The 12,665-nt window shown below is 75.4% G+C and carries 11 protein-coding genes and 1 pseudogene; 6 read left to right on the plus strand and 6 right to left on the minus strand.

The features are described 5' to 3' along the window. Positions 1 to 16 precede the first annotated feature (16 nt). The 4 genes and pseudogenes from AC1WTP_RS17150 to mraZ all read right to left on the minus strand — a co-directional run bounded on the left by AC1WTP_RS17150 (position 17) and on the right by mraZ (position 4,580). On the minus strand, positions 17 to 2,227 hold the full coding sequence (locus AC1WTP_RS17150) for a peptidoglycan D,D-transpeptidase FtsI family protein (protein ID WP_481650257.1): 2,211 nt from the start codon (positions 2,225 to 2,227) through the stop codon (positions 17 to 19). Positions 2,228 to 2,231: 4 nt separating this feature from the next. Next, positions 2,232 to 2,840 (minus strand): cell division protein FtsL, encoded by a 609-nt coding sequence (ftsL, locus tag AC1WTP_RS17155; RefSeq protein WP_481650258.1) that lies wholly within the window; start codon positions 2,838 to 2,840, stop codon positions 2,232 to 2,234. Further along, a pseudogene (gene rsmH / locus AC1WTP_RS17160) lies at positions 2,836 to 3,940 on the minus strand (16S rRNA (cytosine(1402)-N(4))-methyltransferase RsmH); the annotation flags it as partial. The gene ftsL and the pseudogene rsmH, both read right to left, overlap by 5 nt. A gap of 208 nt (positions 3,941 to 4,148) precedes the next feature. Continuing rightward, entirely contained in the window at positions 4,149 to 4,580 is a 432-nt protein-coding gene (gene mraZ / locus AC1WTP_RS17165; protein WP_481650259.1) for a division/cell wall cluster transcriptional repressor MraZ, read from the minus strand. Positions 4,581 to 4,936: 356 nt separating this feature from the next. Here mraZ and AC1WTP_RS17170 point away from each other — a divergent pair, with 356 nt between their 5' ends. From AC1WTP_RS17170 to AC1WTP_RS17185, 4 genes are read left to right on the plus strand one after another with little or no spacing between them, the layout of a single operon-like run. Then, positions 4,937 to 6,184, plus strand: a complete 1,248-nt coding sequence (locus tag AC1WTP_RS17170; protein WP_481650325.1) for a MurT ligase domain-containing protein — start codon at positions 4,937 to 4,939, stop codon at positions 6,182 to 6,184. After that, a complete protein-coding gene (locus AC1WTP_RS17175) occupies positions 6,174 to 6,893 on the plus strand; it encodes a type 1 glutamine amidotransferase (protein WP_481650260.1) in 720 nt (239 codons plus the stop codon). Before AC1WTP_RS17170 ends, AC1WTP_RS17175 begins: the two co-directional genes overlap by 11 nt. Further along, positions 6,890 to 7,573, plus strand: coding sequence for a TVP38/TMEM64 family protein (locus tag AC1WTP_RS17180; protein ID WP_481650261.1), 684 nt, complete (start codon positions 6,890 to 6,892; stop codon positions 7,571 to 7,573). The genes AC1WTP_RS17175 and AC1WTP_RS17180 overlap by 4 nt, the downstream gene beginning before the upstream one ends. Positions 7,574 to 7,577: 4 nt before the next feature. Beyond that, positions 7,578 to 8,366, plus strand: a complete 789-nt coding sequence (locus tag AC1WTP_RS17185) for a phosphotransferase family protein (RefSeq protein WP_481650262.1) — start codon at positions 7,578 to 7,580, stop codon at positions 8,364 to 8,366. Positions 8,367 to 8,874: 508 nt separating this feature from the next. Here AC1WTP_RS17185 and AC1WTP_RS17190 read toward each other — a convergent pair. Continuing rightward, entirely contained in the window at positions 8,875 to 9,531 is a 657-nt protein-coding gene (locus AC1WTP_RS17190) for a response regulator (RefSeq protein WP_481650263.1), read from the minus strand. Beyond that, positions 9,528 to 10,760, minus strand: coding sequence for a sensor histidine kinase (locus AC1WTP_RS17195; protein ID WP_481650264.1), 1,233 nt, complete (start codon positions 10,758 to 10,760; stop codon positions 9,528 to 9,530). The genes AC1WTP_RS17190 and AC1WTP_RS17195 overlap by 4 nt, the downstream gene beginning before the upstream one ends. Before the next feature lie 132 nt (positions 10,761 to 10,892). On the opposite strand from AC1WTP_RS17195, the gene AC1WTP_RS17200 reads away from it, so the two are divergent. Then, positions 10,893 to 11,804 carry an ABC transporter ATP-binding protein gene (locus tag AC1WTP_RS17200; protein ID WP_481650265.1) on the plus strand — a complete coding sequence of 304 codons (912 nt, stop codon included), beginning with the start codon at positions 10,893 to 10,895 and terminating at the stop codon, positions 11,802 to 11,804. Beyond that, positions 11,801 to 12,655, plus strand: coding sequence for a hypothetical protein (locus tag AC1WTP_RS17205; RefSeq protein WP_481650266.1), 855 nt, complete (start codon positions 11,801 to 11,803; stop codon positions 12,653 to 12,655). Before AC1WTP_RS17200 ends, AC1WTP_RS17205 begins: the two co-directional genes overlap by 4 nt. The last annotated feature ends 10 nt before the right edge of the window (positions 12,656 to 12,665 follow it).

Consider the following 12,665-nt stretch of genomic DNA (forward strand, 5'->3'; position numbering starts at 1 on the left):
GTCCCGCCATGCCTGGTCAGCGCGGATAGACCACGAACTTGGGCGCCTTGCCGGGGGCCGACGGGGGCACCCGGTTCTGGTGCAGGGTGAACTGCATCATCTCGCGGAACGCCGGGGCGGCGATGTCCCCGCCCCCGCCGCCCGGGGTGTGCGCGAAGACCGCGATCACGTACCGGGGCTGCTCGGCCGGGGCCATCCCGATGAACGAGGCCACCTCGCCGGGCTGCTTCTGCCCGTCGACCAGCCGCCAGCCGGTGCCGGTCTTGCCGGCGACCCGGTAGCCGGGGATCGCCGCCGCCGTGCCGGTGGCGCCCTCGACCGTGGTCACCGCCTCCAGGACGGTGCGCAGCGCGGCCGCGTTCTCCGGGCTGAGCACCGACCGGGTGACCGGCGCCTTGCCCGGCGTGCGCTTGCCGTCCGGCCCGATCACCCCCTTGACCAGGTGCGGCTGGACGTAGGTGCCGTCGTTGGCGATCGTCGCGTACGCGGCGGCCATCTGCAGCGGGGTGGCGTCCACGCTGTGCCCGATCGGCACCGACCCGTACGACGACAGGCTCCACTCGTCGGCGGGCAGCAGCCGGCCGGTGGCCTCGCCGGGCATGCCCACCCCGGTGGCCTGGCCGAGCCCGAACCGGCGCTGGTAGTCGATGAGCCGGTCCCGGCCGAGCTTGTCGGCGATCTCGATGGTGCCGACGTTGGACGAGTACGCCATCATCCCGGCCAGGCTCATCCGCCGGCCGTTGGCCGGGTGGGTGTCGGAGAACCAGGTGTCGCCCTTGCGGATGCTGTTCGGGATCGGCAGCGTGGTGTCCGGGGCGATCACCCCCTCCTGCAGCGCCGCGCCGAAGGTGATCGCCTTGTGCACCGAGCCCGGGTCCACCACGAAGCTGGTGGCCGCGTCCTCCCGGTCGGCCGGATCGCTCGGCACCGGCTTGGCCGCGTTGTAGGTCGGGTGGCTGGCCTGGGCGAGCACCTCGCCGGTGGCGACCTCGATCACCACGGCAGCGCCGGTGCTCCCCTTGCTCTGCGCCATCGCCTCGCTGAGTATCCGCTGCACCTTGAACTGCAGGTCGCGGTCGATGGTGAGCTGCAGCGAGCTGCCCGGCTTGGGCGGGGTGGTGCGGCTGTAGCCGCCGGGGATCGGGGCGGCCAGGTCGTCCCGCCCGACCTCGTAGACCCGCTTGCCGTCCTCGCCGTGCAGCAGGTCGTCGTAGCGGGCCTCCAGCCCTTCCAGCCCTAGCATGTCCTGGCTGGTGAAGCCGATCAGGTTGGCGGCCAGGTCGCCGCCGGGCACCTCGCGCCGCTCGTCGCGGTGGGTGTTGATGCCGGGCAGCTTCAGCTCCATGATCTGCCGGGCCCGTTCGATCTCCACCCCGCGGGCCAGGTACTCGAACTGCGACCAGACCCCGTCCGGGCGCTTGCGCGGGGCCATCCGCCCGGCCAGTTCCGAGGCGGGGATGCCGAGCAGCGGCGAGAGCGCCTTCGCGGTGGCCTGCGGGTCCTCGATCTGGGTCGGGTCGGCGTAGACGTACCGGGCCTCGACGCTGTGCGCCAGTTCGGCACCGTCCCGGTCGTAGATCGCGCCGCGCGGCGCGGGCAGGGTGACCGTACGGGTCCGGTCGGCGACCCCGCCGCCCGCGTACGCCGGGGTCTCCACGGCCTGCAGGTAGACCAGCCGGATGCCGATGGTGGCGAAGAGCGCCAGGGTCAGCACGGTGCCCAGCCGCAGCCGGCGGCCCGGGTCGGCCAGCTTCGGCGGCCGGCGCGGCTTGCGGACCGGCCGCCGGCCGGGGGTACGGTCCGGCCGGCGCGGGGTGCGCGGCGCGGGGCGGCGGCGCGGGGCCGCGGATGGCTCGTCGTCGACGGGCGTGCGCGGACTGACCGTGCGGACCACGCCGGACCGGCCGCTGGCCGCGTCGCGGCGACCCGCCCGGGTGGCCCCGGTACGGCCGCCGTCGAGCACCTGCAGGGCGGGCCGGAACGGGTCGCCGGACCGGGTGCTGCGCGGCGTGCGCCGCTGCTCGGGCCGGGCGACCCGCTCCTCGCGGTCGGCCCGGGCCGCGCCCTCCCGGATGGTGCGCCCTCGTGGGGTGTACGCCCGGGCGTCGGAGATGCCGCCGACACCCGGCTCGGCCGAGCGCTCGGTGCCCCGGCCACCGGCGGTACGGGACGAGCCGCGCCGGGAGCCCGTGGCGTCCCGGCGCGGTTCGTCCGATCTCGGGGGCACCGTCCTAGCCCCCGGTGCCCTGCTGGCTGGTGACCGACGGCTCGCCGTCGGCCGGCTGCGGCACGCCGATCATCCGGCCGTCCGGCAGCCGGATGTACGCCGGCTCGCCCGCCTCGACCAGACCGAGCCGCCGGGCCTCGGCCTCCAGGTTGCCCGGCGCCTTTGCGTCGGCGATCTGCTTCTTCAGCTGCTGCTGCTCCAGGTCGAGCTGGGCCTGCTGCTGCTGCAACCGCTCCAGCCGGAAGGCGTTCTCGTTGATCTTGGTGTTGACCAGCAGGATGCCGAGCACCCCACCGACCACCAGCACCACGATCAGCGCCGCGAACGGCGCCCGCGGCACCCGCACCGGCGGCGGGGGCGCCACCCGCAGCCGCGGCGGACGCGCCGCGGTGGCGGTGCTGGCCCGCTCCGCCGGCCGGAGCGCGGCGCTGCCCTGGGTCGGGAACTCGCGCGCCCCCCGGGCGCGAGTCTCCGCCAGTCGGCTCACCCGCTCCGCAGTCGGAGCACCGGTCCCGACGCGCGTGGCCCGCTCCGCCGCGGTCCGGCCCCCCGACCGCGGTGCGCGCTGCCCGCCGCCGGTGACGTCCCGGCGGTCGCGCTTGTCTATGTTCATGTCCCTCCCCCTCTACGTCCGTCCCTGTCCCGTCCCCCGGGGTCCACCACGGTTGCCTCCGTGGTCGACCCCGTCCCCGGTTGGTGCATCGCCTTGACCCGGCGGCGGGACCGTTCGCGGTCGGTCCGCGCCTGCTGCTCGGCGTCCGGGTCGATGCGCTCCGCGGCCCGCAACCGCACCGACGCGGCGCGCGGGTTCGCGGCGACCTCCGCCTCCCCCGGCAGTTCGGCGCCCCGGCTGAGCAGCCGGAACGTCGGACCGGACCCGGGGAGTTCGACCGGGAGGTCGATCGGGCCCTTGCTGCGGACCCGGTCGGCGAGCGCCGCCTTGGTGAGCCGGTCCTCCAGCGAGTGGTAGGACAGGACCACCATGCGGCCGCCCACGTTGAGCCGGTCGAGCGCGGCCGGCAGCGCCGTCTCCAGCGCTGCCAGTTCTCTGTTTACCTCGATCCTTAAAGCCTGAAACGTTCTCTTTGCCGGGTGTCCCCCGGTTCGTCGGGCTGGTGCCGGAATGGACTCCCGGACCAGCTCGGCCAGCCGTGCCGACGAGGTGATCCGGGCGCGCTCGCGCTCCCGGATGATCGCCGAGGCGATCCGGCCGGCGAACTTCTCCTCGCCGTAGACCCGCAGCACCCGGGCCAGGTCCGGGTGGGCGTAGGCGTTGACCACCTCCTCGGCGGTCACCCCCCGGGTCTGGTCCATCCGCATGTCCAGCGGCGCGTCCTGCGCGTACGCGAACCCGCGGTCGGGCGCGTCGAGCTGCAGCGAGGAGACCCCAAGGTCGAACAGGATCCCGTCGATGCCCGGATAGCCCAGCCGGTCGAGCACCTCGGGCAGCTCGTCGTAGACGGCGTGCTCCAGGTGGACCCGGTCGGCGAAGCGGGCCAGCCGGACGCGCGCGTGGGCGAGCGCCTCGGTGTCCCGGTCCAGGCCGATCAGCACCGTCTCCGGGTGCGCCTGCAACACCGCCTCGGCGTGGCCGGCCAGCCCCAGCGTCGCGTCGACGTGGACCGTCCGTCCGCCCCGGCCCAGCGCGGGGGCGAGCAACTCGAGACACCGCTCGAGCAGTACCGGCACGTGCGTGCCGCGCAGCTCCCCCATGTCGACCCCCACTGGTTCGTTACCGGTTTGTTCCGTCCGCGTCCTGTCGTCGGACGACGCCGTGCCGTCGTACCGCCAGATCCCCATCCGCTCCCGCCCGTCGGAGGCCGCGGCCCTCCCACTGGATCGTGCGCCTGGCACCGGGGAAGGGGTGCCAGGAACTCGAAAGCGGCTGGAGATCTCGCAGTACGTCGGGCGCCGTCACGCCCTACAGACCGCCGGGCAGCACCCCCTCCTCGATGTCGGCGAAGTCGTCTTCGCTCTCGGCGAGGTAGGCCTCCCAGGCGGACCTGTCCCAGATCTCCACCCGGGTGCTCGCGCCGATGACCACCAGGTCCCGGTCGAGCGCGGCGTAGTCCCGCAGGTGGGCCGGGATGGTCACCCGGCCCTGCTTGTCGGGCACCTCGTCGTGGGCGCTGGCGAAGAAGACCCGGCTGTAGGCCCGGGCCGCCTTGCTCGTCATCGGCTGTGCGCGCAACTGCTCCGCGATCCGCTGGAACTCGGGCATCGGGAAGACGTAGAGGCAGCGCTCCTGCCCTTTGGTGATCACGACACCCCCCGCCAGCTCATCCCGGAACTTCGCCGGAAGGATCAACCGGCCTTTGTCGTCCAGGCGCGGGGTGTGGGTGCCGAGGAACATCGGCCCAACCCCCTCGCCCTTTAGCGGCGTTCGCGGCGCCGCTGACCCCCCGGGCCGGTGGGCCCTCCCGGCCTCACCATTGCGCCCCACTCTACTCCACTTCCCTCCACCTGCAACCAGAAACACCCGCGTGGCGCGCCCATTCCGCGCGCAAAACCGCACGTCAGAAGGGGTGGAGCGGAGTGGAGGGCGGAACCGCCCCGCCGGCCGCGTCCGCTTTCCGACATAGATCGACTCCATCCGGCTGAGTGCGATCCGTCCCACCCGCCGGGTCACCCCGGCCGAACGGTTCGCCCTCGGCGGCGATCTGGCGGGGGCACCGGTCCGGTAACCTCGCTCGGGTGACGGACGCGAAGATGCCCCTGCGGGCGAAGGTGGCCAGCTCCGTGTCCCGGACGGCCGCGGCGTTGTCGCGGGCCGCGGGCCGGGGCGACGGCTCGGTGATCGGCGGCTGGATCGGCCTGAAGATCGACCCGGACCTGCTCGCACACCTCTCGGCCGGGCGCGCCATCGCCCTGATCTCCGGCACCAACGGCAAGACCACCACCACCCGGCTCGCCGCCGCGGCGGTCGGCGTGCTGGGCCGGGTCGCCACCAACTCGTTCGGCGCCAACATGCCCACCGGGCACACCTCGGCGCTGGCCAAGGCCGGCAGCACCCCGTACGCGGTGCTGGAGGTGGACGAGCACTACCTCGCGCAGGTGCTGGAGGCGACCGAGCCGCACGTGGTGGCGCTGCTCAACCTCTCCCGCGACCAGCTCGACCGGGCCAAGGAGGTCGCCATGATGGCGCAGCTCTGGCGGGCCGCCCTGGTCAAGCACTCCGACGTGCGGGTGGTCGCCAACGCCGACGACCCGATGGTGGTGTGGGCCGCGTCCCCGCCGCCCAACCACGACCACCGGATCAACCCGCCGCACGTCACCTGGTTCAGCGCCGGGCAGCGGTGGCACGACGACTCCTGGGTCTGCCCGGAGTGCGGCTCCACCATCCAGCGTTCGGGTGAGCAGTGGTGGTGCAGCGGCTGCCCGCTGCGCCGGCCCGAGCCGCAGTGGACCGTCGAGGACGACGGCGTGGTCGACCCGACCGGCGCCTGGCACAAGGTCAAGCTCCAGCTGCCCGGCAAGGTCAACATCGGCAACGCGGCCACCGCGCTGGCCGTGGCCGCCGAGTTCGGCGTCCGCCCGGTCGACGCGGTGCTGCAACTGGGCACGGTCGCCTCGGTCGCCGGCCGCTACGCGCAGGTGGAGCGGGACGGGCGCAACATCCGGCTGCTGCTGGCCAAGAACCCGGCCAGCTGGCTGGAGGCGTTCGACATGGCCGACGAGGCGCCGACCCTGCTCTCCATCAACGCCCGCGACCCCGACGGGCTGGACACCTCATGGCTGTTCGACGTCGACTTCTCCCCGCTGCGCGGCCGGCAGGTGCTGATCACCGGCGACCGGGCGTACGACCTGGCCGTCCGGCTCGAGGTCAACGGGGTGCCGTTCCAGCACGTGCGGACGTTCGACGAGGCCGTCCGGACGGCGCCCCCGGGGCGGCTGGAGGTCATCGCGAACTACACCGCGTTCCAGGACATCCGAGCGGAGTTGGACCGTGTCAACTGAGAGCCTGCGCATCGTCTGGGTCTACCCCGACCTGCTCTCCACCTACGGCGACCGGGGCAACGCGCTGATCCTCGCCCACCGCGCCCGGCGCCGCGGGATGCCGGTGGAGGTGCTGGAGGTCCGCTCCGACGAGCGGCTGCCCGCCACGGCGGACATCTACCTCATCGGCGGCGGTGAGGACGGCCCGCAGGCGCTCGGTGCCCAGCGGTTGATCGCCGACGGCGGCCTGCACCGGGCGGTCGCCCAGGGGTCGGTGGTGTTCGGCGTCTGCGCCGGCTACCAGCTGCTCGGCACCTCCTTCTTCGCCAAGGGCACCCAGTACCGCGGCCTGGAGCTGCTCGACCTCGCCTCCGACCGGGGGCCGACCCGGGCCGTCGGCGAGCTGGCCGGCGACATCGACCCCCGGCTGGGGCTGCCCGCGCTGAGCGGCTTCGAGAACCACGGCGGCCGGACCCACCTCGGCCCGGAGGTCGCCCCGCTGGCCCGGGTCACCGCCGGGGTCGGCAACGACGGCGGCACCGAGGGCGCCTGGCGGGGCAAGCTGCTCGGCACCTATTCGCACGGGCCTGCACTGGCCCGCAACCCCGCCCTGGCCGACCTGCTGCTGCGCTGGGCCACCGGCGTGCACCAGCTGCCGCCGCTGGACGAAACCTGGTCCGACCGGCTCCGGTCCGAGCGCCGCGCCGCGGTGGCCGCCGCCCGGGCATGATCCGCGCCGTCCGGCGGCTGCTCGGGCAGCCGTCGGCCGTCCGGTTCCTGCTGCTGCTGCTCCTGCTCGCCGGGTTCGGGGTGCTGCTGCTGGTGACGCCCCGCCCCGACGTCGCCCAGCTGCCGCTGCTGGCCGCCCGGCTCGGCGAGCTGGCCCCGGTCGCGGCGATCCTCGGCGGGGCGCTGCTGCTGGTGGCGCTGGTCCCGCGGACCTTCGTCACGCTCGCCTCCGGCGCGATCTTCGGCCCGCTGGAGGGCGCCGGGTACGCGCTGGGCGCCGCGCTGCTGGCCGCCGCGCTCGGCTTCGCCGTCGGCCGGCTGCTCGGCCGGGACTTCGTCGCCGAGCGGGTCCGCGGCCGGCTGGCCCGACTGGACGGCTGGTTCGCCCGGCAGAGCGTGCTCGGCGTGATCACCGTCCGGCTGCTGCCGATCGCCGGCTTCGGGCTGGTCAGCTACGGCTACGGCACCACCGGCGCCCGGGTGCTGCCGTTCCTCGCCGGCAGCCTGCTCGCCTCCGCCCCCACCGCCTTCGGCTACGCCGCCGTGGGTGCGGCGGTCACCTCCCCAGGCGACGTCAACTGGGTCGCCGCCGCCCCCGCCGCGCTCGGCCTGGTCGCCAGCGTGGTGCTGATCCGCGGCTGGTGGCGCGCCGAGCGCCGGCGCCGCCCCGACCTGGCATGACGCGATGCCGCCACCTCAGGTGAACAGCCCGGACCCGGTCACCGAGGAGCGCCTGCCCGGGGGTTTCATCGCCGAGGTGGTCCGGGTGGGCGACACCGTCCGGCGTACGCCCCCGGAGAACGCCGACTTCGTCGCGGCGCTGCTGCGGCACCTGGAGCGGGTGGACGCGGCCCTCGCGCCCCGCCACCTCGGCATCGACGAGCACGGCCGGCAGGTGCTCAGCCACCTCGGCGGCCGGGTGCCCTGGCGGGACCGGGAGGACCGGGACTACTTCGCCGACCCGGCGCTGATCCGGCTGGCCGGCCTGATCCGGCGGCTGCACGACGCGTGCGCGGGCAGCCCGCTGGCCGGCGGCGCCGAGACGGTCTGCCACGGCGACCTGTCCCCGAAGAACACCGTCTACCGGCACACGCCGCAGGGGTTGCTGCCGGTCGCCTTCCTCGACTGGGACCGGGCCGCGCCGGGCCGGCGGATCGCGGACGTGGCCTTCGCCGCCTGGCACTGGGCCGAGCTCGGCAACGGCGCCGACCCGGCCGAGCTGGGCCGCCGGGCCGGCCTGCTCCGCGACGCCTACGCCGGCGCGGACGGCCCGCTGCTGCCCCGCGGTGAGCTGGTCGAGGTCATGCTCGACCAACTCGACGGCACCTGGCGGGGCATCGAGGCCGGCGCCGACCGGGACGAGCCGGGCATGCGCCGGCTGCGGGCGGCCGGCATCGTGCGGCTGGTCCGCGGCTGGCACGACTGGCTGCTGCGGCACCGCCCGGCCGTGCTGGCCGCGCTGGGTGACGACTGACCAGCCGCGCCCCTCGCCCCGGCCGCCGGGGGCGGCGATCGGCGCCCACCGCCGTGGATGCGCGATCGGCGTCCGCCGCCGGGTGAGTTGATCGGCACCGGCCCGCCGCGGCGCATGTCGACCGACACCCGCCCGCCGCGGCGCATGTCGACCGACACCCGCCCGCCGCAGCCCATGCCGACGACACCCGCCGCCGCAGCGGCATGCCGACCGACACCCGGGCAAGGCGCAGGTAGACCGGCGCCTGCCCGCGCCCGACAAGCGTGATGACTCTGCGGCATAAATATGCCGCAGAGTCATCACGCTGATCGGGACAGCACCAGCCCGACCCGCCTCCGCCGCACGTCCGGTCCCGTCGGCCGCGCCGGGTCCGCGGCCCGACCCGCCTCCGCCGCACGTCCGGTCCCGTCGGCCGCGCCGGGTCCGCGACCCGGCCCGCTCCGCCGCATCTCCTGGTCCGAGGCCGCGCCGGGTCCGCGGCCATGGACACCGGGACCTACCGGGCCGGTCACCCCGTCGGGGTGACCAGTCCGGCCTCGTAGGCGGCGATGACCAGGTGCACCCGGTCCCGGGCGCCGAGCTTGGCGAAGAGCCGGGCGACGTGCGCCTTGGCGGTGGCCACGCTGATCACCAGCTCGGCGGCGATCTCCGCGTTGGACAACCCCCGGCCGACGAGGGTGAGCACCTCGCGCTCCCGGTCGGTGACGCCGGCCAGGTCGCGGCGGCGGGTGACCGGCTCCGGCCGGCGGGCGAACTCGGCGATCAGCCGGCGGGTCACGGCCGGGGCGATCAGCGCGTCCCCGGCGGCCACCACCCGGATCGCGGCCAGGATGTCGTCCACCGCCATGTCCTTGACCAGGAACCCGCTGGCGCCGGCGCGCAGCGCCGCGTGCACGTGCTCGTCGTCGTCGAAGGTGGTGAGCACCAGCACCCGGGTCGGCCCGCCGTGCGCGGTGATCGTCCGGGTCGCCTGGATGCCGTCCGTGCCGGGCATCCGCAGGTCCATCAGGACAACGTCCGGCGCCACGTCGCGGGCCAACCGGACCGCCTCGGCGCCGGTGCCGGCCTCGCCGACCACGGCCAGGTCGGGCGACTCGGTGATGAGCACCCGCAGGCCGGCGCGGACCAGGGGCTGGTCGTCGGCGAGCAGCACCCGGACGGTCACCGGTCCGCCTCCACCGGATGCGGCCGGGACGCTGCCGGGTCGACGGCGGGCGGCTCCGGGGGCACCGGCAGCTCGGCGGCGACCCGGAAGCCACCCTCGGGGCGCGGCCCGGCGTGGAACCGGCCACCCAGCAGGGCGACGCGTTCGCGCATGCCGACGATCCCGTGCCCCTCGCCGCCGACCTGCCCGCCCCGGCCGTCGTCGACGATCTCCACGGCCAGCTGCTCCGGACCCTGCGTCACGGTGACCCGGCAGTCGGCGGTGCCGGCGTGCCGGACCACGTTGGTCAGCGCCTCCTGCACGATCCGGTAGGCGGCCAGGTCGAGGTCGGCGGGGAGCGGACCGGGCCGGCCCCGCCGGTGCAGCCGCACCCGGACGCCGGCGTCCGCCGCCGCCGCGACCAGCCGGTCGAGGTCGGCCAGCCCGGTGGTCGGCGCCAGCGCCGCCGACTCCCCGTGCGGGCGGCGCAGCGCGCCGAGCGTACGGCGCAGGCCGGCCAGCGTCTCCCGGCTGGTGGCCTCGATGGTGGCGAGCGCGGCGCGCGCCTGCCCCGGCTGGCTGTCGATCACCCGCGCGCCCATGCCGGCCTGGATGGCGATCACCCCGATGCTGTGCGCCACCAGGTCGTGCAGCTCGCGGGCGATGCGCAGCCGCTCGGCGGTGACCGCCTCGGCGGACTCGTGGGCGCGCAGCGCCTCGGCGTGCCGGCGGCGGGCCCGGACCGAGTCGCCGACCGTCCACGCGGTGACCACCGCCAGCACGGAGAGGGTGGCCCGGCTCAACGGGTCCTCGGCCGGGTTCACGAAGCTGGCCGCGACCTGCACCCCGAGCACGACCACCGCGGTCGGCACCGAGAGCCGCCGGGACCGGTGCGCCGCGACCAGCCCGACCACCAGGTCGATGCCGAGGAACTGGGTGTACCAGATGTCGCGCAGGTAGCCGTTCTCCGGAACGTGGACGGTCACGGTGACCAGGCACGCCGCGACCAGCATCAGCCCCAGGGCGAGCAGCGGGCGGCGGCCCAGCAGGCCGGCGGGCAGGGCCAGGACCAGCAGGGGCACCAGGTAGCGCTCGGCGATCCACCAGTCCCCGAAGCCGATGCCGGCCGGGCTGCTCGCGACGGCCGGGGCGAGCAGCAGGACGACGGGCAGCAGCGCGACGCCGGCCCAGGGCAGCACCGCGCGCGCCACCGTCGAGGCCCGGCGGGGCAGCGGCAGCGTGGCGTCCATGCGCACACGGTAGCCAGCCGGCCCCCGGCCGGGCATCGGCCCACGGGCGTACGCCCCGGGGCGGGTGCGGGCCCGCCGGATGTGGCCGCCGGCGCGACGCCGGCGCGGCCCCGGCCCGGCAGCGTGAATCAGGTGATCGAACTCCACGCCCTGACCAAGAGGTACGGCCGGGCCACGGCCGTCGACGACCTGACCCTCACCGTGCGGCCCGGCCACGTCACCGGGTTCCTCGGCCCGAACGGGGCCGGCAAGTCCACCACCCTGCGGATGATCCTCGGTCTCACCCGGCCGAGCAGCGGCACCGCCACCGTGGCCGGCGTCCGGTTCGCCGACCGGCCGCGCGGGCTGCGGCACGCCGGCGCGTTGCTGGACGCGGGCGACGTGCACGGCGGGCGGGCCGCCGGCGCCCACCTGACCGCGCTGGCCCGCGGTAACGGCATCGGTCGCGCCCGGGTCGACGAGGTGCTGCGGGAGGTCGGGCTGGCCGACGTCGCCCGACGCCGGATCGCCGGGTTCTCCCTGGGCATGCGGCAACGGCTCGGCATCGCCGCCGCGCTGCTCGGCGACCCGCCGGTGCTGCTCTTCGACGAGCCGTTCAACGGCCTCGACCCGGAAGGGGTCCGCTGGGTGCGTGACCTGTTCCGGCGGCTGGCCGACGAGGGGCGCACGGTCTTCGTCTCCAGCCACCTGATGAGCGAGATGGAGAACTGCGCGGACCGGCTGGTGGTGATCGGCCGGGGCCGGTTGATCGCCGAGCAGAGCCTCGCCGAGTTCGCCGCCCGTGGCACCCGGACCAGCGTGGCCGTCCGTACGCCCGAGCCGGCGGCGCTGGCCGCGGTGCTGGCGGCCGAGGGCGGCACCGTGCGCCCGGACGACGCCGGGACGCTGGTGGTGACCGGCCTGACCGCCGAGCGGATCGGCGACCTCGCGTTCGCCCACCGGGTCCCGCTGCACGAGCTGGCCACCCGCGCCGCCTCGCTGGAGGAGGCGTTCATGGAACTCACCGCCGCCAGCGTCGAGTACTCCGGAGGGACGACCCGATGACCACCGTGACGTCACCGCCCACCCGCGCACCGGTCACCGGCGCGCCGGCCCGGTTCCGCGACCTGCTCGCCGCCGAGTGGATCAAGCTGTGGTCGCTCCGCTCGACCCGGTGGACGCTGCCACTGGTCTTCCTGTTCGTCGTCGCGGTCAGCGTCAACGCCAGCCTCGCCGACTACCGGAACTGGCCGTTCTACCCCGACGGGCGGCGGGAGATGTTCCACCTGTACGGCCCGGTGCGGGACGCCTTCCCCGAGGCCGGCTACCTGCTGCTGATGCTCGCCGCCACCACCGTCGGCGCGCTGACCGTGGTCGGCGAGTACCAGAGCGGGCTGATCCGCGCCACGTTCGCCGCCGTACCCGCCCGCCGGTCGGTGGTGGCCGCGAAGGCCGCCGTGCTGACCGCGGTGATGCTCGTTCTCGGCCTGGTCACCGCGGCGACCTCGTTCCGGGTGTCCCAGGCGATCCTGGCCGGACGCGACGCCGGCTGGTCGATCGGCGAGCCGGGCGTGGCCCGGGCCGTCCTGGGCAGCGCCCTGCTGGTGCCGGTCTGCGCGCTGCTCGGGATGGGGCTGGGCGCGGTCATCCGGCACGCCGCCGGGACCGTCGTCGCGGCCACCTCGGTGCTCCTGCTGCTGCCCCTGGTCGTCGACAGCGACAAGCACCGGTGGATCGCCGAGCTCCGCCACGCGCTGCCCGTCGCGGCCTGGCAACGGCTGATCGAGGTGCACCCGGACATCGTCAACCCGGACCCGTTCCCGGCCACCGTCACCGGCTCCTGGCTCGCCTTCGCCGGCTGGTCCGTCGCCGCGCTCGCCGTCGCCGTCCTCGCCATCCACCGGCGCGACCCCTGACCCGCCCCGC

This window comes from Micromonospora sp. R311 (assembly GCF_056780015.1).

Coding starts and splice junctions, on each gene's coding strand:
- AC1WTP_RS17195 (WP_481650264.1), bottom strand. CDS start 10,760: ATGGACGCCACGCTGCCGCTGCCCCGCCGGGCCTCGACGGTGGCGCGC.
- AC1WTP_RS17170 (WP_481650325.1), top strand. CDS start 4,937: ATGCCCCTGCGGGCGAAGGTGGCCAGCTCCGTGTCCCGGACGGCCGCG.
- ftsL (WP_481650258.1), bottom strand. CDS start 2,840: ATGAACATAGACAAGCGCGACCGCCGGGACGTCACCGGCGGCGGGCAG.
- AC1WTP_RS17185 (WP_481650262.1), top strand. CDS start 7,578: ATGCCGCCACCTCAGGTGAACAGCCCGGACCCGGTCACCGAGGAGCGC.
- AC1WTP_RS17180 (WP_481650261.1), top strand. CDS start 6,890: ATGATCCGCGCCGTCCGGCGGCTGCTCGGGCAGCCGTCGGCCGTCCGG.
- AC1WTP_RS17205 (WP_481650266.1), top strand. CDS start 11,801: ATGACCACCGTGACGTCACCGCCCACCCGCGCACCGGTCACCGGCGCG.
- mraZ (WP_481650259.1), bottom strand. CDS start 4,580: ATGTTCCTCGGCACCCACACCCCGCGCCTGGACGACAAAGGCCGGTTG.